We start from the raw sequence: 23,315 nt of genomic DNA, 5'->3' as shown, positions 1-23,315 counted from the left end.
GCGTGCCTGGTGCTCATCAGTGCGGTCCTCTACCTGGCCATCGGCAGCGCTGCGCTGACGGCGACGGTGTTGGCCACCATCCCGATGGCAGTGGCGGGCGGCGTGTTCACGCTGGCTATTCGCGACATTCCGTTCTCGATCTCCGCTGCTGTGGGATTCATCGCCGTGTCAGGTGTGGCGGTGCTCAACGGCCTCGTGATGATTTCGGCAATCCGTAAGCGGCTGGAAGACGGCATGGCGACTAGCGCGGCCGTGATCGAAGGCGCGATGGAGCGCGTGCGACCCGTCCTGATGACCGCTCTGGTCGCGTCCTTGGGCTTCATCCCGATGGCGTTCGGTACCGGCACTGGGGCCGAGGTACAGCGGCCGCTGGCAACGGTCGTGATCGGCGGCCTGATCACCGCGACGGTCCTGACGCTGCTGGTCCTGCCCGCGTTGTGCGGTCTCGTCCTGAAGCGGTCGGATCAGGCCAAGCCTGAGCCGGAACCCGAACCCCTGCCGCAAGCCTGAGCTTGATAGGGGAGGCGCGAGCGCTTCCCCGTCTCCCTGATTTTTCACCAGCAGTAAAGGAAATCATGTTCCAACGTCTTGCCCGGCCGCTGCTCGCGGTGGGCCTGCTCCTCTCCGCCGCGGCCGCCTGGGCGCACGGCATCTCCGAGGCCGACAAGCAGCGCATGCTGGATGGCGGCTACCTGCAGTACATCGGGCTGGGCGCCAGCCACATGCTGACCGGCTACGACCACCTGTTGTTCCTGTTCGGTGTGGTGTTCTTCCTCACGAAGTTCACCGATGTGGCCAAGTTCGTCACGGCGTTCACGCTGGGCCACTGCATCACGCTGATCTTCGCGACGTTCCTGAAGATCACCTGGAACTTCTGGCTCGTGGATGCACTGATCGCGATCAGCGTCATCTACAAGGGGTTCGACAACAACGGCGGCTTCCAGAAGTACTTCAACCGCCCGTCGCCCAACCTACTGCGTGTCGTCTTCGCCTTCGGGCTGCTGCACGGTTTCGGCCTGTCCACCCGCCTGCAGCAACTGCCGCTGGGCGACGACAACTTCAGCATGCTGATGCGGATCCTGAGCTTCAACGTCGGCGTTGAGATCGGGCAGATCGCCGCTCTCGTGGTCATGGTCGCCCTGCTGTCCCTGTGGCGCAAGCGTGAGTCGTTCCAGCGGTTCAGCACGTTCTCGAACAACGCACTGATGACGCTCGGCGCGCTGTTGCTGTTGATGCAACTGCACGGCTACCACCACGACTTCGATGCAGAGAACCTGCGCTTCCCCGAGGAGGAGCACAAGCACCTGCATGAAGACATGGACATCGACAAGAGCACCCGCACGGGACGCGAGAGCCTCTGATGGCCGCGTTCTTTGAGTTTTCCCCCACCCCCCACCAAAGGAGTTTTCCATGAAGAAACTGTTCGTCTCGATGGCCGCCATGGCCGCATTCAGCCTCTCCGCTCCCGCCTTTGCCGGCGGTGACGGCGACTGCCATTTCCACGGCAACACGCCAGCCAAGGCCGAGACCGTGTCGGGCTGCGCCGTGAAGCGCCAGCAGGCGCTCATCGCCGGCGGCAAGCTCGACAAGTCCTGGCAGAGCATCAAGCCCGGCACGCCCGAGCAGGTCGATGGCCAGAAGGGCAAGGAATGGAAGGTCACCTTCAAGGATCCGGCCGCTGCCGACAAGTCCAAGGCGAACCTCTACATGTTCTTCACGCCGCAGGGCAACTTCATCGCTGCCAACTTCACCGGCAACTGATCGGTCTTTGACCGTTGCGGCGCCAGCAGGCATTGCGCCTGCTGGCGTCTGTCCCCCTTTCGCGGAGCACCGCCATGTTGGATGTCCTTGCCAATCGGACGTACCGCCACCTTTTCTTCGCCCAGGTCATTGCGCTGGTCGGAACAGGGCTGGCCACCGTCGCACTGGGCCTGCTGGCCTTCGACTTGGCAGGTGCGGACGCGGGCGCAGTGCTCGGCACCGCGCTGGCCATCAAGATGGTGGCCTACATCGGCGTCGCACCCATCGCCTCGGCGTTTGCCGACAGGGTGCCGCGCCGCACCTTGCTGGTTGCGCTGGACCTCGTGCGCGCCGCCGTCGCGCTGGTGCTGCCCTTCGTCACGGAGATCTGGCAGGTCTACGTGCTGATCTTCGTGTTGCAGTCGGCCTCTGCGGGTTTCACGCCCACATTCCAGGCGACGATCCCTGATGTGCTGCCCAAGGAGGCGGACTACACCAAGGCCTTGTCGCTATCGCGCCTGGCCTATGACCTTGAGAGCCTGGCCAGTCCGGCGCTGGCTGCAGCACTGCTGACCGTGGTCAGCTTCCACAGCCTTTTCCTTGGGACGGTTGTGGGTTTCGTCGCCTCGGCCGTACTGGTTGTCTCTACCGTGCTCCCCAAGGCAAAGCAGCCGCCGCGGCGCAGCATCTACGAGCGCACCACGCGCGGCAGCCGCATCTACCTCTCCACACCGCGGCTGCGCGGCTTGCTAGCGTTGAACCTCGCTGTCGCGTCCGCCAGCGCCATGGTCATCGTCAACACGGTGGTGCTGGTGCAGAGCCAGCTGCAGCTCAACCAGCGTTTCACGGCCGGCGCACTGGCGGCCTTCGGCGGCGGCTCCATGCTGATTGCCCTTGGGCTACCCAAGCTCCTGGAGCGCTTGCCCGACCGGCGCGTCATGGTCTTTGGCGCGTCTGTCCTGACCATCGGCCTGCTGCTTGGACCCTTGGCGACGGGCAACTATGCGGCGCTCGTGGTGCTGTGGCTGCTGTTGGGCATGGGCTACTCCCTCGCTCAAACGCCGTCCGGCAGGCTGCTGCGCCGCTCGGCCAGCGAGCAGGACCGACCAGCGCTTTTCGCCGCGCAGTTCGCGCTTTCGCACGCCTGTTGGCTCATCACCTACCCGGTCGCCGGATGGCTGGGCGCCAAGGCCGGCCTGAACGCCAGCTTCATCGCTCTGGGCATTCTGGCGGGAGTGACCACGTTCGCGAGTCTCTGGCTTTGGCCCAAGGACGATCCGGTGGAGGTTCCTCATACCCACGGTGATCTGAAAGAAGGCGATGAGCACCTGCAGAGCCCGGCCGTGGACGACGCTCGGCAGCACTCACATGCATACGTGATCGACGACCAGCATCAGCGGTGGCCAAGGAGCTGAAGTCATGGACAGGCGCGCAGTACTGGCTTGGATGAGCTGCGTCACCGGGAGCTTGCTACTGCCCGGTTGCGCAAGCTTCCTGCGGGGCAGCTCCGTGGGACCGCAGTGCTACCGCGCGAGGAATGGCCCCGGGATCAAGGCGATATGCACGCCGGAAGCCGTCCCTGACGAAGAAGCCGAATCGCGAGCCAAGCGGTTCGAGCCGGTCGCCGGTCAGCTGACCATCTATCTCGTCCGCCACCGGTGGGGAGATGCCGCCAATAGGGTCAAGGTGGGCATTGCCGGGGAGCGGTTGGTGACGACCATCCCGGCTTCGCTGATTCGGATCGCCGTGCCGCCTGGAAAGCACCTCCTGGTCTTTAACTGGGCCAAAGGGCATGGAGTGCTACAGGTCCAGGGCGACGCCGGACAAGTGCTGTTCGTGGATCTGGTCGGCAGCCTGTGGATCTGGAACGAGTGGTACCGGTTGGAGATGGGCGACCCCTCGTTTCGAGACAGGGCGATGAAGAGTCGGCTCGTGGCTGACGTCAAGCTGGGCGTGCGCGAGTGACGCAAAAACTCCTGCTGGACGTTGGGACGCAAGTGGCGGAATCGGACTTCCCGCCAGAGTCCGCCGCGGCTCACTTTGAGGCGATCGGCAAGGGCATCAACGACGTGGATGTCATCGTGCAGGCCTTGCTGGAGAGGCTCCCTCCGTCCAAGCCTTGGCAGCGCCAGTTGCGCAGCCATCTGCGCGATGCGGACCGGCACGTGGAGATTCTCAGGCTGGAGATTTCACTGGAACACGACAGTTCGGAGATCCACGCGGCTGCGCTCAAGCTCAAACATGTCCTCGAGATCGCGAACTTTCATATCGCGGGTGGTCGCGCGGAAGGCTGGATAAGGAACGCGCTGGCGGTGGCCTACCGCAATGCGTCGCTTGTCAGTAAGTTGCGGGGTCTCCTCGTTTTCAGTGCAATAAGTGACGGTACGAAAAGCTAGCACTGGCGCGGAGGTGGTGTTGGTAGATCGTTGATTTCATTGACTTTCCTGTTCACTTTCAAATCTGCGATTCGTGGCGTCAAACCGTGGTCGGTTTCATCCATTGGTGCCAGTTATCGATGCATTTGGCCGCGAAGGCAGGATTTGGTCAGCATAGCGGTCAACCGGGAAGCGAAACACACCCCGCAAGTTGATGCTCTCCAGCCTGGTGGGCGCAATCTTCCCGATCAGTTCCGGTGGAATGACCTGGCGGCGGTTCGACCAGCGATCCAGGACCGCCTGCATCTGTGAGGTATTCCACGCCATCACGATGTTGGCCATCAGGCTCAACGCATCGGCCACAGCCTGCATTTCATCGACACGTTTGGCCTGCGCCGGGCTGATCCGGCCGGTATAAATGGCGCGCTTGAGGGCGTTAACAGCCTCGCCCCGATTGAGCACCCGGCGCAACTCGTTCCTGAAAGCGTCCTTGACAAAGTAGTCAGCCAAAAACGCCGTACGCAGCAACCGCCCCAATTGCACGCCAGCCTCATAGATTGGATCGCCCTGGGCGGCAGAACCGAACCGCGCAAGAGCTGCCACCGCACTGGCATGTCCGCTCATGACCGAGGCTGCCAGGTGCACCAGACTATCCCAATGCTTTTCGATCAAAGCGACGTCGACATTGGCTTCGCACACCGCAGCGATTTCTGCGGGCACTTTGGTGCCGCGTGGCACAAAGAGGTGGCGCTGTTTGAGTTCCTTCAACCGCGGGCAAAGATCAAAACCAAGCAAACGGGCATGTGACATGGCAAAGTCGGTGTAGCCATGGGTATCCACAGCAAGCTGGCTGGTCTCCAGCTTTTCTTGGCGGATGACACCTTCAATGGCCACGCCCGCCTGGCGCTCATTGAGCACAAAGGGCTGCGCATGGAAGATGCCCCACCGGTCTTTTACATGGGAGTAGATTCCAATGGAAGGTGTGTTGCGCCGAGGATCAAGCCGGGCTTGCCACACCCGTTTGGTGGTCTCCATGCTCATCATGTCAGAAGATGCCAAATCGGACCGCCCCCAGGTGGCGGCAATCGGGTGTCGCTGCATGAATTCCAGCACAGCCTGGCAGGCCTGGCTCAGACGCCGTTCGTCCCGCGCCCAGCGCATGGCCTGGCGAATGCTGGTGGCAGACAATTGCGGAATCATGCGCGCGCATTCGACCGCAGTCAGACTGGTGCCGTGGGCCATGATGCCGGCATAGACCATCAGCAGCTCGTCGGTAGAGCGCGGCTCACGTCCGAGCATGATCCAGCTAAAGCGCACCTGGGCGTCAACGGCCAGAATCACTTCCGGCAATTGAACCTCACCGATGCGGTGATCCAAAGCCGCGCGCAGCTTGGTCACTTCTGGGTCTTCGTCCTCTGCGGGCAATGGCGACAAATGGAGTTCATCATCCACGCGCAGTACGCCACTGCGGGCTGCAGCGGCCACCGCATCGACACCGGCAGTTACTCTGGCCAGCAAAGGCTTCAAGAAAGTGGCAGCCTTGCTGGGTAACGATAGACGGGCATAGTGTTTCTTGGACTCTGCCTGCCAACGCTCGTCCGTGAAGAACAAGCGCGCACGACCCCGAAAGCTCAGGCTGTGCTCAATCCAGACCGAGCCATTGCGCACCGCGCGGCGCAGGGCAAACAGGGTGGCCACCTCCAACGCCTGAAACGCCCGTTCCCGGTCTGGGCTGGAGATCGAAACCTGCCAGATCATTCCCAGACTTGGTGCCACCACTTCAACTGGCAGCTTTCTGGATCCTTTGAGATATAAAGCTTGCAGCTTGGCAGGGTACTCGATGGCAGGATGCTCGCCGGTGGCCTGCCAGGGCAGCTTTGCAATGGCGACGAGCAACGACCGCACGGGGCGAATTCCATCAATCAATCCCTCGCGGACCAGGGAGGCCCTGCTCGGTGGTTTGCGTTTCTGGGTTTCGGTGATCAAGGCTTCAAGACGGGCACGCAACTCAGCATCTGGCACCGCACCTTGCGCGCTCAAGGCAACAAGTTCGCCGAGCAGCGTTTTGTACATTGCGGCCCAATTGACGGTAGCGGGGACATCGGCGGCAGCCTGACGCCACAGATCGGCGATCCGGCGCTGCACCATAAGGATCAACTGGTCTGTGGTGGTGAACAGGCAATACCGAAGAAAGCATGCGACCTCCACGGTGCGCGCTGGCTCTTTGATCTTGGCTCCGGCTGAGGGCGGCCTGGAGACAAGTCGGCGCGCGTAGCGGCGCAAGATGAGATCGGGGATGTCTGCCAGGTGCTTATGAACGTCCAGCGTGTAAAGCAGGTCGATGCGCTCCAGTACCTCGCTGATTTGGCGGGTTGAGTGTTTCGCCGGTGCAGCCCATAGCCAACTCTGCTGGGTTTGTCCATCTGGGCGCAGCTCTGAAACTGAGGCTCGCCAGCGATCAAGTGTTGCTGGATCAACGCTGGCGGCGATGGCGGTGCCTGTTTCAACTTCAAGCTGGGCAAGTGCCGCCGCAATCAGTGTCCGAATTGCCCGCTCGTGCACGATCACCAGCTTGTTCTTGTACAGCCATTGACGCGCCCGCACGAGTAGCTGATCGCGGTCGGCGCAGCGCGCCACTTCGTCGCGCAGTTCACGTACCAGTGAGCGGCGCTGGTGCTCGCTCATCCACTGGAATCCAAGGACCGTGCAGGCTACTTGTTGGTGATCGAATAGCGTGCGCCCGCGTTCATACATGGCTCTCAGCGAGGCGACTTCTGGTGCTGCAATGCCAAGCTCGTTGCCAAGGTGGCGCCACAAGGCTACTGGAATTACCCGAAAGGCACCGAGCAAACGCCCACTCATGCGCAGGAAACCAATATGGAGCGCCAGACCAAGCTTGTGGGAATCACCTCGGCGTGCATTGATTGCGTCGCGCTCGGCACCATCGAAGGTGAAAAATGCCTTCATCTCGAAGTCGCTGATATCGCGGGGGAGCCCACGCATCCCCAAAAACGTTGTGTGCCAACCCTGCATCGTGAACCTCAAAAGTGGGAGGCCACCATACCCGTTTACAAAGCGAACAGGAAAGTCAATGAAATCAACGGTCTACCCAGACCACCCCCGCGCCAGTGCTAGCTTTGCGTACCGTCACTTATTGCACTGAAAACGAGGAGACCCCTGGTAGTCCAAGTTTTTGTCCGCATCCCCGGTGGGTCAGAATTCAGTGGAAATTAACAGCTGTGGCGGTAGAGCCACAGCCCACTCCATCGCCATGCTGCCGGACCGGCTGTCTCAACAGGCACTGCTCAGGCATAACAGGAGTGAAGCCGATGTTCAACGTTCACGCACTGCACAGGCACCGAGACCGACAAGCATTCTGTCCACAACTGGCGAGAAGTGATGGACACAATCAAGTAGGCTAACCCTATGATTTACATGGGTTCGAAAGTGTCCATTTTTTCAAAAGAGCCGGATGGCGCAGTGCGTGCACGGTCTACCGCGCGGCCTTCGATCAATTCAGCAATGGCATAGAGGGCCATCACCATGGCGGCTTCTGGCCATTGGCCAATGAGAAACGCGCCAGTCACGGCCACTGTCATCAGCGCATTGATGTTCAGCCGCCCCTGCAGCAATGCGGAAAACCCCTTGCGGTAGGTAGAAAAGCCCGCCAGCCAGATGGCCGCCGCCGCCAGGGCCGGGGTTGAACCGCCCCGGGTTTCAAGGAGGCTGATTGGTTTAAGTTGACACCTCTGTCGAGGTGTTGCTGACGGCGAGTTGCCGCCAGTAGTTTGCCTCAGCTTCTGCGGGAGGGATGCCCCCAATCGGCGTGAGCAGTCGGACGTGATTGAACCAGTGCACCCATTGCAGGGTGGCCAGTTCCACGGATTCCCTGGTCTTCCAGGGTCCCCGGCGGTGAATCAGCTCGGCCTTGTACAGCCCGTTGATGGTCTCGGCCAGTGCGTTGTCGTAACTGTCGCCCCGGCTGCCCACCGAAGGCCGTATGCCCGCCTGGTCCAGGCGCTCGGTATAGCGGATGGAAACGTACTGACTGCCCCTGTCGGAATGGTGCGTCAAGGCATCAGCCACAGGCTGGCGGTCGTACAAGGCCTGCTCCAGCGCATCCAGCACAAAGTCCGTCTGCATGCTGCTGCTGACCCGCCAGCCCACGATGCGCCGGGCATACACGTCCACCACGAAGGCCACGTACAGCCAACCCTGCCAGGTGGAGACATAGGTGAAGTCCGACACCCATAGCTCGTTGGGACGGCTGGCCTTGAAGTGCCGGTTGACGTGGTCCAGCGGGCACGGGGTCGAGGTATCCGGCGTGGTGGTGCGCACCGCCCTGCCACGGCGTGTCCCTTGCAAGCCCATGGCACGCATCAGACGCTCGACCGTGCAGCGCGCCACCACGATGCCCTCGCGGTTCATCTGCAGCCAGACCTTGTCGGCCCCGTAGACCTGCCAGTTGGTGTGCCACACGCGCTGGATGTCGGCCTTCAAGCCCTCGTCACGCTGGGCGCGTTGACTGCGCAGTTGCGGGTTGCGTTGTCGGGCTGCGTGGCGCCAGTAACACGACGGGGCCATCTGCAGCACCCGGCAGATGGGCTCGACCCCGTAGTCGTCACGGTGGCGGTCGATGTAGGCCTTCACGATTTGAGTCGGCGGTCGAGCTCCGCCTGCGCAAAAAACGCGCTGGCCGTCTTCAGGATGTCATTGGCCCGGCGCAGCTCTTTGACCTCACGTTCCAGTTCCTTGATGCGCTGGGCATCCGAACTGGTGGTGCCGGCACGCTGGCCGCTGTCGACCTCGGCCTTCTTGACCCATTCGTGGAGGGTCTGCGGCACACAGCCAATCTTGGGGGCAATCGATTCAATGGCTGCCCACAGCGATGGGTAGTCGGCTCGATGCTCCTGCACCATGCGCACGGCGCGCTCGCGGACCTCGGGTGAGAACTTGTTTGACTTGGTCATAGCTCCATCTTCTCAAGTGTTGGAGCCTCCTCAAAACCCGGGGCGGTTCAACCTCAACTAGTCTGCCGGGCTTCGTCAATCAGAATTTCGCATTCAGCGCCAATCGAACGCCACGAGGCGCGCCCGGCGTGATGTTTGTGTTGCTGTTGGCGTTGATGTAGTACTTCTTGTTGAGAAGGTTCTCTACGTTGAGCTGTACTTGCATGGACTTGCTGATGGTGTAGAAGACAGCAGCATCGACACGGGTGTAGCCAGGGAGCGAGACATTCGGCGTGGGGTTAGCAGCGGTAGCGATCAGCTCGTTGGCTGCAAACATCTTCGTCCGATGTATTACGCCCAAACCTGCACCCCAGGCAGGAGTGAAGTCATAGCGGTTCCACAGCGTCAGGGTGTGCTTTGGAACTTGGCCCACCGCGCCACCGGCTCGCTGCGTGGCAGAGGTATCGGCCACAAACTTTGCGTCTGCATACGTGTAGCCACCTGCCACACTCCACGCGGCATTTACCCGCCCTGTCAGGCCCAGCTCAAGCCCTTGCGAACGCTGGCCATCGCTCAGCATAGTGCGAGTGCTGGTTGGATCTGTGGGATCCAACACGATCACGTTGGTGCGATCCAATCGATAGAGCGCTGCTGTGGCTGATAGGTTAGAGCGCAGATCCCACTTGGCTCCCAACTCAAAGTTCTTGAACTTCTCTGGCTTGAGCGCTGCATTTGTGAGACTCAGCGAGGACAGTTGATCGCCAGCACGCGGTTGATAGGCGACGCTGTAGTTGGCATACAGCGAGACGGCCTCTACAGGTTTGTAGATGACACCCACACGAGGCGACACAAGGCCATCCGACGTGTCGAACGTTTGACCATTGCGGTTATTCCGGAAATCGACAGTGAACTTGTCGTAGCGCAAGCCGCCTACGATCTGGAACTGAGGAGACAGCTCAATCTGATCCTGGAAGTACAGCGCGGCAACCTTCGCCTTACCACTGTTGTCCGCATCCGTGGCGCTTTGGCGGTACTGAATGGGCAGTGAAGTCGTGGGATTGGACAGCGGCACCGTCACGCTCGTAACGTTGCCCGGAAAGTACCCTGTGTTCCGGAAGTTGTCTGTGTCCTGCTGTCCTAACTCCATACCGAACAACAGCTTGTGCTTCACAGAGCCAGCACTGATGTTGTAGCTGAAGTCGGTTTGATTGAAGATGCTCTTTCTGCTGGTGGCATTGTTGTATGCGCTGATAGCGACTGATGTGCCCGCCGCGTTGACTGCACCCGGAAAGACGTTCTGGTAGAACTTGTCCTGATCTGTGATTCTGGTGCGGTTGCGAAGAGATAGGCCACTGTCGAACTCGTGCTCAACCGACGCACTGAAGGCATTGAGCGTTGTTCCAGTAGGACTGCCAGCCGCATTCCCGAAGAACGTAGAAGGTGCGACCGCTAAAGGTACGCCCTTGAAGGTGCTGATTCCGCGATCGGCAATCCGGTCGTCCTTGAAATGCTCATATCCAAGGGTCACCAGTGTTTTAGAGCCCGCGCGCCAAGACAAGGTGGGGTTGACGCCAGATCGCTTGATCCAGACGCCATCGCGGTAACTGTCAGAGTTTTCGTACAAGGCGTTCACACGGAATGCCAACTGATCACTGATCGGCTGATTGATGTCGGCGGTGAGGCGGCGGTTACTATTCGAGCCCAGCGTCACAGAGCCTCCCAGCGAAGGGGTCCATCGAGCCTGCTTACTCACACGGTTGATGAGACCGCCCGTGGCCCCTCGACCAAAAATCATCGCGTTAGGGCCTTTGAAGACTTCCACGCGCTCAATGTTGTAGAGATCTCGGTAGTACTGGACGTCATCGCGAACCCCATCGATGAAGAAGTCTCCGGTGCTGCTAATGCCGCGAAAAATAGGCGTTTCGCGATTGCCTTCTCCTTGCGCAAAGCCAATGCCAGGCACATAGAGCGTTGCCTCAGCCAGGCTCTGGGCAGCCTGGTCGCGGATCTGATCTTTGGTCACTACGGAAATCGACTGAGGGGTATCCCGCACGGGCGTGTCAGTCTTCGTGGCAGTTGAACTGCGCGGTGCGGCGTAGCCCTCTTCCGTCTCGCTGGTCACCGTCACAGTGGGTAGCGAGGCGGCCTGAGCCAATGCCGAGGCTGCAGGCATGGAGAGGGTTGCGGTAGCCGCAACGATTTCAATGGCGCGGCAGATGGCGTTACGCCGCGGGGATGTGACCACACCAGAGGATTGGGTTCGATTCATTTGAAGCATTGAGAGCCTTGGGAGCGGGAAGAGGAGTCAGGACGCCCCCGAAATCGCGAAGACATGGGGCGTGGATCACGCAATAACAAAATGCGACTTGTTCTCAGTCGCAATCAAATGTATCAATGCAAAAGTAGTTCTGTCAAGTTCTACTATTTGATGAAGCGCAGTACCACTGATGATCTGGGACAAGCTCGCGAGAACCGGCCCTGCGACGTAGCCTCGCCGTGATACGCTTCCGCACCCATGGCACGTAGCGTCCTACTTGTAGCTGCAGACGAAGAGCTCCGCCGGATCACCAAAGACCTTCTCGAACTGGAAGGGTTTGAAGTCCGAACGGCGAGGAGCGGTTCGGACGCGACCATGCTTATGGGGAAACGCATAGCACGGGTCGTGGTGATCGACGATTGACCTTGCCCCTGTTTCGTGTAGTTCTTAACCCACGATTCACGCGGCCTTTTTGCGCTGTGCCTCGTACCAGCGTTGTTCGTACTGCATCGGGCTGAGGTAGCCCAGCGAGGAATGCAGCCTGCGGTGATTGTAGAAGGCCATCCAGTCCATCACCGCCTGCCCGGCCTGCTCACGGGTAGCGAATTTGCACCCATGTACGCTGGCTGTTTTCAGCCGCCCCCAGAAGCTTTCCGTTGGGGCGTTATCCCAGCAGTTGCCCTTCCTGCTCATCGATGAACGCATGCCCCAGTCCTTCAGTGCGCCCTGGACCTCGTGGCTGCAATACTGGCTGCCCCGGTCGCTGTGGAATATCAGACCGGGTGGTGGCCGGCGACGCCACCACGCCATGGTCAGCGCGTCCTTGACCAGGCTTGCCTGCATGTGCGACTGCAGGCTCCAGCCCACCACCTGGCGGCTAAACAGGTCGATGACGGCGGCCAGGTACAGCCAGCCTTCGTCGGTTTGGATGTAGGTGATGTCGCCACTCCATAGCTGGTTGGGAGCTTCAGGGTTGAAGCGCCGCTGCACCAGGTCAGGTGCCACCGGCAGGCTGTGGCGGCTGTCGGTGGTGACCACGAACTTGCGTTTCGTTTTGGCCTTGATGCCGTGCTGCTGCATGAGCTTGCGAACCCGGTCTTTGCCCACCCGGATGCCTCGGGCCACAAGCTCCTTGTGCATGCGTGGCCAGCCGTATTCGCCCTTGACCTCGGCGTGGATGGCACGGATGTGCGCCAGCAGGGCTTCATCGCTGTAGAGTCGGCCAGGGCCGCTGCGGCCATGACCATCCTCTCGCCGGCGCAGCCAGTTGAAGTACCCGCTGGCGCTGACCTCCAGCACCCCGCAGGACACGCTCACCGGGTAACGGTACTTCATTTGGTCAATCCAGGCGTACCTCGCAGCGTGTCCTGCGCGAAGTACGCCGCAGCTTTTTTTGCGATGTCGCGCTCCATGCGAAGGCGAGCATTCTCGGCGCGCAGCCGGGCAATCTCCATCTGCTCGGGCGAGACTTTGGTCGCCTTGTCGGCGCTGCCAACGTCGTTCAGCTCTCCCTTGGATGACAGTCGCACCCAGTTGCCCAGACTGGCCTTGGGAATGCCCAGCACCTTGGCCACCACCGCAATCGCCTGGCCAGCTCGCACCTGCCGAACCGCCTCCAGTTTGAACTCCCGCGTGTACTGCGCACGCACTTGCTTGTCACTCATTGCTCAACTCCTTGTCGGTATTTTCAACAAGGGTTAAGAACTCCACTTTTCAGGGGCAACCTCAAGCCCAGCGACTACACCGCATCGAAGGCAGGCCCGTCGTTCTGCATTGGGCGAGTCTGCGCGAGCAGTTCGGCCAGGAGTACCAAGGGAAAGATCCCGACAAAGACTTCAAGAAGAAGTTTTTGCATGCCTTGCGCGCTGTGCTCGCTGTGTACCCTCAAGCACGAGTCAAGCAGGTGACGGGCGGCGTGATGCTGATGGCCTCGCCGCCGCCGATCCCCTTCAAAGGTTCATAGCCTGATGCCCGGCCCACGCGTCGCCGTGGGCTTCATTGGTGACAAAAACCAACCAGGTGCATGCACTTTGACACCATGCCTAATCAGACCCCCCTCCGCCACAAGGCTACGTCAGCCTTGGGCGGAAGCACCCCCCGTCAGCCTGTTGGCAAGCCTGTTAGTTGGTGAAGTTGTCCACGCCTAATCAGACCCCCCCACCATGCCTAATCAGACCCCCCAAGGGTGCGTTTTCCATGCCTAATCAGACCCCCTGATCGTGCCTAATCAGACCCCCCCTAAACCGATAGGTTATGCCTTTAGTTTTTACCTTTATCTTTAACCGATAGTTGGAGGGCCGCTCGCTGTGGAAAACGCAGCGCCCACCAAAGACCGCTCCGCCTCTTAGGGGGCAAGCCCCCTGCCGGCTCCTGCGGGCCGCAAGCGGCCCTCCGCCCGCGCTTCGCGCTCCCGCCCGGCATCCCCAGGGGCTACGCCCCTCGGCCTTCGGCCTCACCCCATATCGAGGCCCCCAGAGGGGGCCGGATAGTGCCCCCGGTCGCAGCTCCACCGCCCAAGCTAAGAACAGGCCACATCGGTTTGCCACCGCTGCAAGGTTTGGCAAAAAAGGCAGGCCGCCGCCTGCGCGTTGAACAAGCCACCCAGGTAAGCCGACGCTCTCCCATCCCCCCCGCCCCTTCCCGCTGGGAAGGGGAGCGAGTCGCCCTCTGTCGTCAGGGGTGCAGGCTGCGCGGCGCTTCGCTTGCTTCTCCTGCCCCCCCTCCTTGAGGCTTGGGCCGTTCCAAGTGCGTCAAGGGCCGGGCTTCGCCCTCTCCATCCCGGCCCGTGTCCTCGCCTTCGGCTGCGGGCCGCGCCAGCCGGGATTCCGACCCTTGACCCACTTTCCACTTAAGAACCGGGAACCCCGCCGCATCGAGGGCAGGCATACCGGCTGATCCTGCCCGTTGGCCGCGTTTTCCGGGCCGTGGCGGGCCGTTTGTACTGCCGCCGACGGTATCCCCTACCCCAACGGCCAAAATCGCGCTAAATGGCCTGTTTTGCCCCTTGGCCTGGCGTAGGCGATCCCGATGGATGGCAAAAATATCGCTTGCATATCGTATCTGTATTTCGTATCATATCTGTATTGATACGAGTTACACCGATACGGTACGGAAGGAGCAACGATCATGGCACGAGAAGGCATCACGTTTGAGCAGGTCGCCGCCGCCGCTGATGCGCTGGTTGGCGAAGGGCAACAGCCGACTATCCGCGCGATCCGCGAGCGTTTGGGCACCGGCAGTCCGAATACCGTTCACAAACATCTGACTGCCTGGCGCGAGGCTCGCCCGGTGGCGGCTGCCGCTGCGCCGGAACTGCCTCAGGCATTGACGGCTGCTATTGCCGCCGAGATCGAGCGCGCAGCCGCCCAAGCCCGCGCCGAGATCGAGGGCCGCTTGGTGCAGGCCCAGGGCGAGGCCGTCGAGCTGGCTGCCGCTGGTGAGGTGATCGAGGCCGAGCGCGATGCTCTGGCCGAGCAGGTGGCAGAACTCACCCGCGAGCGTGACACTCTGGCGGGCAAGGCCGAGCAGCAAGCCGCCGACTTGGCCGACCAGGCGCAGCGCATCGAGCGCGAGCAACAGGCCGCCGAATCGGCGCGGGTGGAGCTGGCCACGGCCCGCCTCAAGATCGAGGCACAGGCCGAACGGCAGACCGAGCAGGCCGCCGAGATCGAGCGCCTACGCGCCGCGCTGGCCGATGCGCAGCAGGGCCGCACCGCCGCCGAACAGCAGGCCGCCGTGCTGGCCGCCAAACTGGAGGCATGCGCTGAACGGGTGGCCCGTGCAGAGGCCCGCGTCGAGCAGATCGAGCAGCAGGCCGCCAAGGCGGCACAGGCCAACGAAGAAGCCCGAGCCGCTGCCGCGCAGGAAGCCCGGCAGGTGCAAGCAGAACGCGACGAAGCCCGCAAGGTGGCCGCCGAGGCGCGCGAGCAGGCCGCGCGCCTGGCGGGGCAACTCGAAGCCCTCACCACCAAGGAACGAAAAACCGATGAAAGACCGTGACCACAACGAAGCGATGGCCGGCATGTTTCAGGCCGAACCCCGATTTGCCGCCGACTATCTGCGCCAGGTGTTGGCCGATGGCGAACCTGCCGACGTGCGCGCCGGTTTGCGGCAAATGGCGGATGTGCTGCGCGTCAGCCAGGCCGCTGCGCCGACCGATTCCGCGCCTTCGGCGGGCCTCTTTGACCGGGCCGGCGTGCGCTACGAAGTGGCGTGTGATGTGATCGGGGCGTTGATTGCCCACTACGCCGAAATCATGGGACGCGAGCGCGAGCAGGCGCAGCCGAATGAGGCGGTTTTGCGCGTGGCCGGGGCGATGAAGGCGGCGCTGGCCGGGGAGCGGGACGATCTCGACCCGCGCGACAGCGCCGGCATCGAGGCGGCGATTTCGCGCTATGCGCCACTGGCGCGCCGGCTGTATGGCCAAGCTGAAAACGACCACGCCCGCCAGGAGCAGCGCCGCGCCGATTTCGACCAGGTGCATGCCTCGCTGGCCTTGGAGGGACTGGCCATGAGCGCGGACGATTTGGCGGTTCAGGCGCTGCTGATCCGGGGCGACATTACCCACGATGAGGCGGTGCAGTGCTACCGCATCCTGCATCGCCATGCGCGGTAAAACCGACTGGCCGCCCGAGGTGGCCGGTGTGCTGGGTTTGCTCGAATCGCAGCCGCCAGAGGCGGCGATGCTGGTGGGCTGTTTTCTGGCGGCGGTAGCCCATCCCGATCATGCGGCCGAGCTGGCGATGTTCGACAAATTGCTGTCAGCGGCCCGGATGGCTGTCGGGCGGTTTTTCTCGTTTTTCCTGGCGGGCGGCCTGGACGATGCCGGGCGCGAAAAGCTGCATTCGCACATGCAGGCATGGTTTGTCCGTCAGCGCCGATTTCGGTGAATGGCCGGACTCATCCACTAGGGCCGGGCAAGGGATGGACAGAGGGCGATGCTGGCTTGCGGGACGGCCCCGCACCCCCAGAAAACTTGTCACACACCACGCAACTCCCGTTGCTTCGCTAAAAGCCTTGTGCTGCAAGGCTTTTAGCGCGGCGACACCGAAGACACATCGCGGCGACACCGAAAGGGCGGAACCGGCATAAAACCCTTGCTGCGCAAGGAAAACAGCCGCGCTTTCGCGCGCGAAATTGCTTCAAATGCCTGTCGGCATCAGCAAGGCATAGGCCTGCACGCCAAAGGCGTTGGCGATGCGCTCCAGGTTGTCCAGGGAGATGTTTCTGACTTGGCGCTCGCAGTGCGCAACAAAGGTGCGATGTAGGCCGCACTCGAAGGCGAGCGCTTCTTGTGACCAGCCTCTTTCCCGGCGTAATCGGATCATGTTGGCCGCGAGCACGGCCCGCGCGGAATGCGCGGTCTGTGCGGGAGATAGGGCGGCGGGAGACATGCAAACCAGTCTCCCGATGTGCTGCTTTTACGTCAGCCGTGTTTAAGTCACAATATGGCTTTCTCATTGAGAAAGACGGCGTGACGATGGGCAGAAAAACAGCAATCAGGCGAGGGGGGGCCGTGTTGGCCAGCCTGTTGATTGGCGCAATTGAACCGGCCGGCGCGGCCTCCCTGGTCGGCGGTCAAACCGATGATTCCGTGTGCGACCTGGGCAGCGCGTCACAGAACGCCCGCAAGCTGTCGGCAGCGGGCGACTTCATCCGCGCGCAGTGCAAAAACGGTCAAATGTTGGTGGGTTCCGGCATCGTGCCTGCCGGCGGGTTTGACTCGGAAGTGGTGCGCCTGGCGCGCACCTTCTGCCGCATGGCGGACATTCAGACCCGGCGCACGCAGGGCAACATGGCCGGCCTCGTCATGGAGATCGACGAGGTACGGTGCATCATCGGGAAGCTGCCGACATGAGAAAAACGCTGCTGACTGGCCTCTTGGCCGTTGTGGCAGCAAACGTGGTTGCCGCTGATGGCGGAGCTCCTTTGCGCGGCGGTGTTTGCATCGGCCCGTTCCGGGGCGCTGATTCTGTCGTGCACTGCGAGCACATCGGCAAGGTGACGATCCGCCAGATTTACGAAAAGGGCTTTCGGGTCGTTCACATGCAGGACGACAAGAACACAGCCAGCTACGTTGTGCTGGTTATCGAGGAGCAGGCGCGATGAGGGCGAAGGCGTGGCGGATGCTGTTTGCCGGGCGGCGCTGGATGCTCTGGCTTCCCGTGCCGGCGTCGGTATGGCTGGCACTGCCCGAATGGCAGCACATCCCCGCTATGTTGTTCGGCGGCCTGATCGTGTGGATTCCCTTCTGGCTCGCGTGGTGGCTCAGTGATGGCTTCGCGGGCATGTCCAGGTGGCCAGGGACCGGCGCGCCTGCGGTATCGGGCGGGGTGAACCCGCACACCGGCAAGCCGTGCACGGTGTATCACCATCCGTGGGGAACTACTTACGTCGGCGGGGATTGAGCGCCAGCTTGAACACAGACGACAAGGGCCGGCTTTTGCTGGCCCTTGTTGTTCTGCGGCTGTCCAGAAAACGGTCAATTTATTTACATTCCCAGTTGACGCAATGAGTGTCATTTTCAGAAGACGACTGCACCAGTTGATTGGGCGTAATGGCTGTTGTGCAGCCAGCTCCTGACAGTTCAATATCAGAAGTGATCTGCACCAATCTCGACTATGCTCAATACTCGTGTGCACCAAAGCGAGGTGAGCATGGCGACGGACACCCCACGGATTCCAGAACAAGGCGTGGCCACTCTGCCTGATGAGGCTTGGGAGCGTGCGCGCCGTCGTGCGGAGATCATCAGTCCGTTGGCGCAGTCGGAGACGGTCGGGCACGAAGCGGCCGATATGGCGGCTCAGGCGCTGGGCTTGTCTCGGCGCCAGGTATACGTTCTGATCCGGCGTGCCCGGCAAGGCAGCGGCCTCGTGACGGATCTGGTGCCCGGCCAGTCCGGTGGAGGTAAAGGTAAGGGGCGCTTGCCGGAACCGGTCGAGCGCGTCATCCACGAGCTACTGCAAAAGCGGTTCCTGACCAAGCAGAAGCGCAGCCTAGCGGCCTTTCACCGCGAAGTCACTCAGGTGTGCAAGGCTCAAAAACTGCGAGTGCCGGCGCGCAATACCGTGGCCTTACGGATCGCTAGCCTTGACCCGCGCAAGGTCATCCGCCGGCGGGAAGGCCAGGATGCCGCTCGTGACCTACAAGGTGTGGGCGGCGAGCCTCCTGCCGTGACCGCGCCGCTGGAGCAGGTGCAGATAGACCATACGGTCATCGACCTGATCGTGGTCGATGACCGCGACCGGCAACCTATTGGCCGCCCGTACCTGACCCTCGCCATCGACGTGTTCACCCGCTGCGTGCTCGGCATGGTCGTCACGCTGGAAGCGCCGTCTGCCGTTTCGGTTGGCCTGTGCCTCGTGCATGTCGCCTGCGACAAGCGCCCTTGGCTGGAAGGACTGAACGTGGAAATGGATTGGCAGATGAGCGGCAAGCCCTTGCTGCTCTACCTAGACAACGCGGCCGAGTTCAAGAGCGAGGCCCTGCGCCGGGGTTGCGAGCAGCATGGCATCCGGCTGGACTATCGCCCGCTGGGACAGCCGCACTATGGCGGCATCGTGGAACGGATCATCGGCACGGCGATGCAGATGATTCACGACGAACTGCCGGGAACGACCTTCTCCAACCCTGACCAGCGCGGCGACTACGATTCCGAAAACAAGGCCGCCCTGACGCTGCGCGAGCTAGAGCGCTGGCTCACATTGGCGGTCGGCACCTACCACGGTTCGGTGCACAACGGCCTGCTCCAACCGCCGGCCGCGCGCTGGGCCGAGGCCGTGGCGCGTGTCGGCGTACCGGCCGTCGTCACACGCGCTACTTCGTTCCTGGTCGATTTTCTGCCGATCCTCCGGCGCACGCTGACCCGCACCGGCTTTGTCATCGACCACATCCACTACTACGCCGATGCGCTCAAGCCGTGGATTGCGCGGCGTGAACGCTGGCCGTCCTTTCTGATCCGGCGCGATCCGCGCGACATCAGCCGTATCTGGGTCCTGGAACCGGAGGGACAGCATTACCTGGAAATTCCCTACCGTACCTTGTCGCATCCGGCTGTCACCCTCTGGGAACAACGGCAGGCGCTGGCGAAACTGCGGCAGCAAGGGCGCGAACAGGTGGATGAGTCGGCGCTGTTCCGCATGATCGGCCAGATGCGTGAGATTGTGACCAGCGCGCAGAAGGCCACACGCAAGGCGCGGCGTGACGCGGATCGCCGCCAGCACCTCAAGACATCAGCTCGGCCGGACAAGCCCGTTCCGCCGGATACGGATATTGCCGACCCGCAGGCAGACAACTTGCCACCCGCCAAACCGTTCGACCAGATTGAGGAGTGGTAGCCGTGGACGAATATCCCATCATCGACCTGTCCCACCTGCTGCCGGCGGCCCAGGGCTTGGCCCGTCTTCCGGCGGACGAGCGCATCCAGCGCCTTCGCGCCGACCGCTGGATCGGCTATCCGCGCGCAGTCGAGGCGCTGAACCGGCTGGAAGCCCTTTATGCGTGGCCAAACAAGCAACGCATGCCCAACCTGCTGCTGGTTGGCCCGACCAACAATGGCAAGTCGATGATCGTCGAGAAGTTCCGCCGCACCCACCCGGCCAGCTCCGACGCCGACCAGGAGCACATCCCGGTGTTGGTCGTGCAGATGCCGTCCGAGCCGTCCGTGATCCGCTTCTACGTCGCGCTGCTCGCCGCGATGGGCGCGCCGCTGCGCCCACGCCCACGGTTGCCGGAAATGGAGCAACTGGCTCTGGCACTGCTGCGCAAGGTCGGCGTGCGCATGCTGGTGATCGACGAGCTGCACAACGTGCTGGCCGGCAACAGCGTCAACCGCCGGGAATTCCTCAACCTGCTGCGCTTCCTCGGCAACGAACTGCGCATCCCGTTGGACTACAAAGGGACTTCCCCCACCCGCCCGGTGGGGTTGCCACCCGGCATCAAAGTGCCAAGATTGCATTGCTGAAGGTCAATCTGAAACGGCGAGGAGGGAAGTCGAAATGGATGCTACGACGGTTGGAGTGGATCTGGCAAAGAATGTCTTCGTGGCCTGTGTGGCGGATTGCGCCGGGCGGATCGTGGCGCGGCGGGAGTTCAATCGGGCGGGCTTTCTGACCTGGCTCGGTACGCTGCCGGCGGGCACGGTGATCGGCATGGAAGCGTGCGGCAGTGCCCATCATTGGGGCCGTACGGCACAGCGCCTGGGCCTGGCTCCGCGGTTGATGGCGGCCGAGTTCGTGCGTCCGTACCGCAAGCGCCAGTCGGTCAAACACGACCGGGCCGACGCCGAAGCGATCCTGATCGCGCTGCGCTCGCCCGGCATGCGCTTCATCCCGGTCAAGACCGAAGCCCAGCAGCAGCGCCTGGCCTGGCACAGCCTGCGAATCGGCTGGGTAGAAGAGCGCACCGCGCTCCTTAACCGGATTCGCGGGCTGCTCGCTGAATTCGGGCTGATCGTCGATCCCGGCCCCAGGCATCTGCGGGCGCAACTGGCCGAGCGGGAGTTCGACACCGCGTTGTCGCCCGCCCTGCGGGGATTGATCCAGAGCGTGCGCGACCAGCTCGACGCGCTGGATGCGCGCATCGGCGAGTGCGACCGACAGATCACCGCCCAGCAGGCGGACGATCCGCTGGCGAAGCGGGCGCGGGATCTGCCCGGCGTCGGGCTCATCACCGCCGACGCGGTGACCGCCAGCGTGGGCGATGCGTCGATGTTCAAGAACGGGCGACAGTTTGCCGCGTGGCTCGGTCTTACCCCCAGCCAGTCGGGCAGCGGCGGCAAGACGAAGCTCGGACGCATCACCCGGCGCGGCGACGACTACTTGCGAACCCTGCTCGTGCAGGGCGCGCGCAGCGTGCTGGCTGCGACGATGCGAAAACAGCGGCGGGAATCCCCTGAAAAGCTGACGCGTCTGCAACAGTGGATCGTTGCGCTGAGCGGACGGATCGGCTACCACAAGACCTTGATCGCCATCGCCAACAAGCACGCTCGGCAACTGTGGGCGGTGCTGGCGAAGGGCGAGGCTTACAACCCGCAGGCCTGGCAGCGGGCCTGAGCACAACCGAGCAATGGCAACTGCACATCAGCGATAGACGAACAGGTCAGACCGACCCGCAGGGAACCTGGCTAACCCAATGGCGGATCAACAAGACGGGCGGCTGATCCCCGCTCGCCGGACACCGCCGACGTAGGATCAAGGCTTGCGGGTGCGGTTAATCGCATGGCCCCGGGCGAGACCCGATCAAGGCCGATTAGAGAGAGGCAGTCTGTCTGTCCGATCCGTCGCGTGCGTGCAGGAGTCTGGAAGGGAACGCAGGAAAGAAAAACCGGCCTGGCGGCCGGTCATTGGAAAACGGTGCTTGACGGGGAAGTCCTTAGAGTTGGGGTAGGCACGCGCGACGCCTACCTAGCCATCCGCTCCGATGACCAGTTGGAAAATCGCTTCGAGCCGATGATGCTGCCGGTATGGGAGGCCAACGACGATTGCTGCTCACTGCTGGCCAGCTTCGCCGCTTCGCTCCCGCTGCGCCGGCCTTCCCCAATTGCCACGCTGGACATGGCTCGCTACCTGCTCACACGCAGCGAGGGCACCATAGGGGAACTGGCGCACTTGCTGATGGCGGCGGCCATCGCCGCCGTGGAGAGCGGCGAGGAAGCAATCAACCACCGCACGCTCAGCATGGCCGATTACACCGGTCCCAGCGAGCGGCGTCGGCAGTTCGAGCGGGAACTGATGTGAAGCCAGCTCCACGCTGGCCGCTGCATCCGGCTCCCAAGGAAGGCGAAGCCTTGTCCTCGTGGCTCAATCGTGTCGCCGTCTGCTACCAGATGGATATGTTTGACCTGTTGGAACACGACCTTGGGCATGACCAGATCGATGACCTGGACACCGCACCGCCGGTGGCGCTGCTGACGGCACTCTCCCGGCGAAGCGGCATCGAGCTGGACCAACTGCGCTGCATGAGTTTTGCTGGCTGGGTGCCATGGCTGCTGGATAGCCTCGACGACCGGGTTCCGTCCGCCCTGGAAACCTATGCGTTCCAGTTCTCGGTAATGCTGCCAAAACGCAACCGCAAGACGAGATCGGTCACGAGCTGGCGCGCGTGGCTGCCCAGTCAGCCAATCCGTCGGGCCTGCCCACTCTGCCTGAGTGATTCAGCGAACCAGGCGGTACTGCTCGCGTGGAAGCTACCCCTGATGCTGAGCTGTCCGCTGCATGGCTGCTGGCTGGAATCCTATTGGGGCATGCCAGGGCGTGTACTTGGCTGGGAGAAGGCCGACGCTGCCCCGCGCATGGCCAGTGACGCGATTGCGGCGATGGACCGGCGCACATGGCAAGCACTGACAGCAGGATACGTCGAGTTGCCGCGCCGGCCCGTCCATGCCGGTTTGTGGTTCCGGCTGCTGCGTACACTGCTGGATGAGCTGAATACCCCGCTCTCGCATTGCGGGACTTGCGCTGGCAGTATCCGCTATGTCTGGGAGCGCTGCGGCCATCCGCTGCGCGCCGGGCAAAGTCTGTGGCATCCCTACGAGATTCTGGACTCATCGGTGCAGTTGCAGATATTGGAGGCAGCGGCAACCGCCATCGACCTGATCGAATCGAAGGTGTTGAGTCCACGCGGAGAACTGGCAACGCTGTTCCTGTCAGAGCCACAAACTGAGTTCACCAACGGCCTGCGAGCGGTTGAACGGAAGAAGGAACCCGTCAACCATTGGCAACAAGCCGTCAAAGCAATCAACGATGCCATTGTCGAGGCGCGGCACGATTCCGAGATAGCCCGCTCGTTATTCGCGATGGCATCCTTTGGACAGCGTGACCCTGAATCCCTGGAGCGTTTGCGCGTCACCTTTACCAAGGAGGGCATTCCCCCTGAATTTCTGTCACATTATGAGCCAGATGGCCCCTTTACATGCCGTAGACTAAATAACGGGTTAGGTGACAAATTTTGACGGCGAGAGCTTTCCGGTCCACACTGTCACATAATCGAACGTAT

Annotated in this window: 22 protein-coding genes, 3 pseudogenes and 1 other annotated feature; of the genes and pseudogenes, 19 read left to right on the top strand and 6 right to left on the bottom strand. The window is 62.2% G+C overall.

Annotated elements, in window-relative coordinates:
- From BDD18_RS21990 to BDD18_RS21965, 6 genes are all read left to right on the top strand, one after another.
- Positions 1–510 (top strand): efflux RND transporter permease subunit (locus BDD18_RS21990; RefSeq protein ID WP_211360866.1); only part of this gene is annotated, 510 nt, incomplete at its 5' end.
- 65 nt (positions 511–575) lie between these two features.
- The gene (locus tag BDD18_RS21985; protein ID WP_009238026.1) at positions 576–1,361 is read left to right on the top strand and encodes a HupE/UreJ family protein; all 786 of its coding nucleotides are present in this window, start codon (positions 576–578) and stop codon (positions 1,359–1,361) included.
- A 49-nt stretch (positions 1,362–1,410) separates the two neighbouring features.
- The gene (locus BDD18_RS21980; RefSeq protein ID WP_009238027.1) at positions 1,411–1,761 is read left to right on the top strand and encodes a DUF6488 family protein; all 351 of its coding nucleotides are present in this window, start codon (positions 1,411–1,413) and stop codon (positions 1,759–1,761) included.
- 74 nt (positions 1,762–1,835) lie between these two features.
- Positions 1,836–3,155 carry an MFS transporter gene (locus BDD18_RS21975; RefSeq protein ID WP_009238028.1) on the top strand — a complete coding sequence of 440 codons (1,320 nt, stop codon included), beginning with the start codon at positions 1,836–1,838 and terminating at the stop codon, positions 3,153–3,155.
- 4 nt (positions 3,156–3,159) lie between these two features.
- Positions 3,160–3,705: a hypothetical protein gene (locus BDD18_RS21970; protein ID WP_009238029.1), complete on the top strand. Its 546-nt coding sequence runs from the start codon at positions 3,160–3,162 to the stop codon at positions 3,703–3,705.
- Positions 3,702–4,136, top strand: coding sequence for a hypothetical protein (locus tag BDD18_RS21965; RefSeq protein WP_142085894.1), 435 nt, complete (start codon positions 3,702–3,704; stop codon positions 4,134–4,136). Before BDD18_RS21970 ends, BDD18_RS21965 begins: the two co-directional genes overlap by 4 nt.
- 96 nt (positions 4,137–4,232) lie before the next feature.
- Here the strand turns inward: BDD18_RS21965 and BDD18_RS21960 are convergent, their stop codons facing one another.
- The gene (locus tag BDD18_RS21960; RefSeq protein WP_244939190.1) at positions 4,233–7,097 is read right to left on the bottom strand and encodes a Tn3-like element IS1071 family transposase; all 2,865 of its coding nucleotides are present in this window, start codon (positions 7,095–7,097) and stop codon (positions 4,233–4,235) included.
- Here BDD18_RS21960 and BDD18_RS22675 point away from each other — a divergent pair.
- Positions 6,993–7,250 carry a hypothetical protein gene (locus tag BDD18_RS22675; protein WP_040214134.1) on the top strand — a complete coding sequence of 86 codons (258 nt, stop codon included), beginning with the start codon at positions 6,993–6,995 and terminating at the stop codon, positions 7,248–7,250. The two genes, BDD18_RS21960 and BDD18_RS22675, sit on opposite strands and share 105 nt — an antisense overlap.
- Positions 7,251–7,582: 332 nt before the next feature.
- Here BDD18_RS22675 and BDD18_RS23025 read toward each other — a convergent pair.
- The 4 genes and pseudogenes from BDD18_RS23025 to BDD18_RS21940 form a co-directional block, all read right to left on the bottom strand.
- Positions 7,583–7,960 (bottom strand): annotated as a pseudogene (locus tag BDD18_RS23025) (hypothetical protein); the annotation flags it as partial.
- Positions 7,851–9,085 (bottom strand): IS3 family transposase gene (locus BDD18_RS21950; protein ID WP_142085890.1). Its coding sequence is split into 2 segments (ribosomal slippage): positions 7,851–8,803 and positions 8,803–9,085, totalling 1,236 coding nucleotides; the frame shifts between segments, so codons are not numbered across the junction. The gene BDD18_RS21950 and the pseudogene BDD18_RS23025, both read right to left, overlap by 110 nt.
- Positions 8,691–8,807 (bottom strand) — a sequence feature (AL1L pseudoknot). It overlaps the preceding gene by 117 nt.
- Before the next feature lie 79 nt (positions 9,086–9,164).
- The gene (locus BDD18_RS21945; RefSeq protein ID WP_238385505.1) at positions 9,165–11,333 is read right to left on the bottom strand and encodes a TonB-dependent receptor; all 2,169 of its coding nucleotides are present in this window, start codon (positions 11,331–11,333) and stop codon (positions 9,165–9,167) included.
- A gap of 447 nt (positions 11,334–11,780) precedes the next feature.
- Positions 11,781–12,985 (bottom strand): IS3 family transposase gene (locus BDD18_RS21940; protein WP_142085889.1). Its coding sequence is split into 2 segments (ribosomal slippage): positions 11,781–12,706 and positions 12,706–12,985, totalling 1,206 coding nucleotides; the frame shifts between segments, so codons are not numbered across the junction.
- An 11-nt stretch (positions 12,986–12,996) separates the two neighbouring features.
- Between BDD18_RS21940 and BDD18_RS21935 the strand changes: the two genes are divergently transcribed.
- From BDD18_RS21935 to BDD18_RS21920, 4 genes are all read left to right on the top strand, one after another.
- The gene (locus tag BDD18_RS21935; RefSeq protein ID WP_242638280.1) at positions 12,997–13,284 is read left to right on the top strand and encodes a hypothetical protein; all 288 of its coding nucleotides are present in this window, start codon (positions 12,997–12,999) and stop codon (positions 13,282–13,284) included.
- A 1,163-nt stretch (positions 13,285–14,447) separates the two neighbouring features.
- Positions 14,448–15,320, top strand: a complete 873-nt coding sequence (locus tag BDD18_RS21930) for a DNA-binding protein (protein ID WP_034033204.1) — start codon at positions 14,448–14,450, stop codon at positions 15,318–15,320.
- Positions 15,307–15,936, top strand: a complete 630-nt coding sequence (locus tag BDD18_RS22670) for an antitoxin VbhA family protein (RefSeq protein ID WP_181153543.1) — start codon at positions 15,307–15,309, stop codon at positions 15,934–15,936. The genes BDD18_RS21930 and BDD18_RS22670 overlap by 14 nt, the downstream gene beginning before the upstream one ends.
- Complete coding sequence (locus BDD18_RS21920; RefSeq protein WP_105772948.1) at positions 15,926–16,210, top strand: hypothetical protein; 285 nt, start codon at positions 15,926–15,928, stop codon at positions 16,208–16,210. The genes BDD18_RS22670 and BDD18_RS21920 overlap by 11 nt, the downstream gene beginning before the upstream one ends.
- A 252-nt stretch (positions 16,211–16,462) precedes the next feature.
- Here BDD18_RS21920 and BDD18_RS21915 read toward each other — a convergent pair whose 3' ends face one another.
- The gene (locus BDD18_RS21915) at positions 16,463–16,714 is read right to left on the bottom strand and encodes a helix-turn-helix domain-containing protein (protein WP_026353332.1); all 252 of its coding nucleotides are present in this window, start codon (positions 16,712–16,714) and stop codon (positions 16,463–16,465) included.
- A 122-nt stretch (positions 16,715–16,836) separates the two neighbouring features.
- On the opposite strand from BDD18_RS21915, the gene BDD18_RS21910 reads away from it, so the two are divergent.
- The 8 genes and pseudogenes from BDD18_RS21910 (at position 16,837) to BDD18_RS21870 (ending at position 23,271) form a co-directional block, all read left to right on the top strand.
- Complete coding sequence (locus tag BDD18_RS21910) at positions 16,837–17,178, top strand: hypothetical protein (RefSeq protein WP_201357143.1); 342 nt, start codon at positions 16,837–16,839, stop codon at positions 17,176–17,178.
- Positions 17,175–17,429: a hypothetical protein gene (locus BDD18_RS21905; protein WP_034033207.1), complete on the top strand. Its 255-nt coding sequence runs from the start codon at positions 17,175–17,177 to the stop codon at positions 17,427–17,429. The genes BDD18_RS21910 and BDD18_RS21905 overlap by 4 nt, the downstream gene beginning before the upstream one ends.
- 17 nt (positions 17,430–17,446) lie before the next feature.
- Positions 17,447–17,728, top strand: coding sequence for a hypothetical protein (locus BDD18_RS21900; protein ID WP_105794836.1), 282 nt, complete (start codon positions 17,447–17,449; stop codon positions 17,726–17,728).
- 213 nt (positions 17,729–17,941) lie between these two features.
- Positions 17,942–19,657, top strand: coding sequence for a Mu transposase C-terminal domain-containing protein (locus BDD18_RS21890; protein WP_000935451.1), 1,716 nt, complete (start codon positions 17,942–17,944; stop codon positions 19,655–19,657).
- 2 nt (positions 19,658–19,659) lie between these two features.
- Positions 19,660–20,223 (top strand): annotated as a pseudogene (locus tag BDD18_RS21885) (TniB family NTP-binding protein); the annotation flags it as partial.
- A gap of 94 nt (positions 20,224–20,317) precedes the next feature.
- Entirely contained in the window at positions 20,318–21,373 is a 1,056-nt protein-coding gene (locus BDD18_RS21880; protein WP_142085887.1) for an IS110 family RNA-guided transposase, read from the top strand.
- Positions 21,374–21,697: 324 nt separating this feature from the next.
- Positions 21,698–22,057: pseudogene (locus tag BDD18_RS21875) on the top strand (TniB family NTP-binding protein); the annotation flags it as partial.
- Positions 22,054–23,271 (top strand): TniQ family protein, encoded by a 1,218-nt coding sequence (locus BDD18_RS21870; protein ID WP_142085885.1) that lies wholly within the window; start codon positions 22,054–22,056, stop codon positions 23,269–23,271. The pseudogene BDD18_RS21875 and the gene BDD18_RS21870, both read left to right, overlap by 4 nt.
- Positions 23,272–23,315 lie beyond the last annotated feature (44 nt).

The organism is Acidovorax temperans (assembly GCF_006716905.1).
GTDB lineage: Bacteria > Pseudomonadota > Gammaproteobacteria > Burkholderiales > Burkholderiaceae_C > Acidovorax > Acidovorax temperans.
The sequence above is the reverse complement of the archived record's forward strand: the minus strand, read 5'-3'. Positions and strand labels throughout refer to the sequence as shown.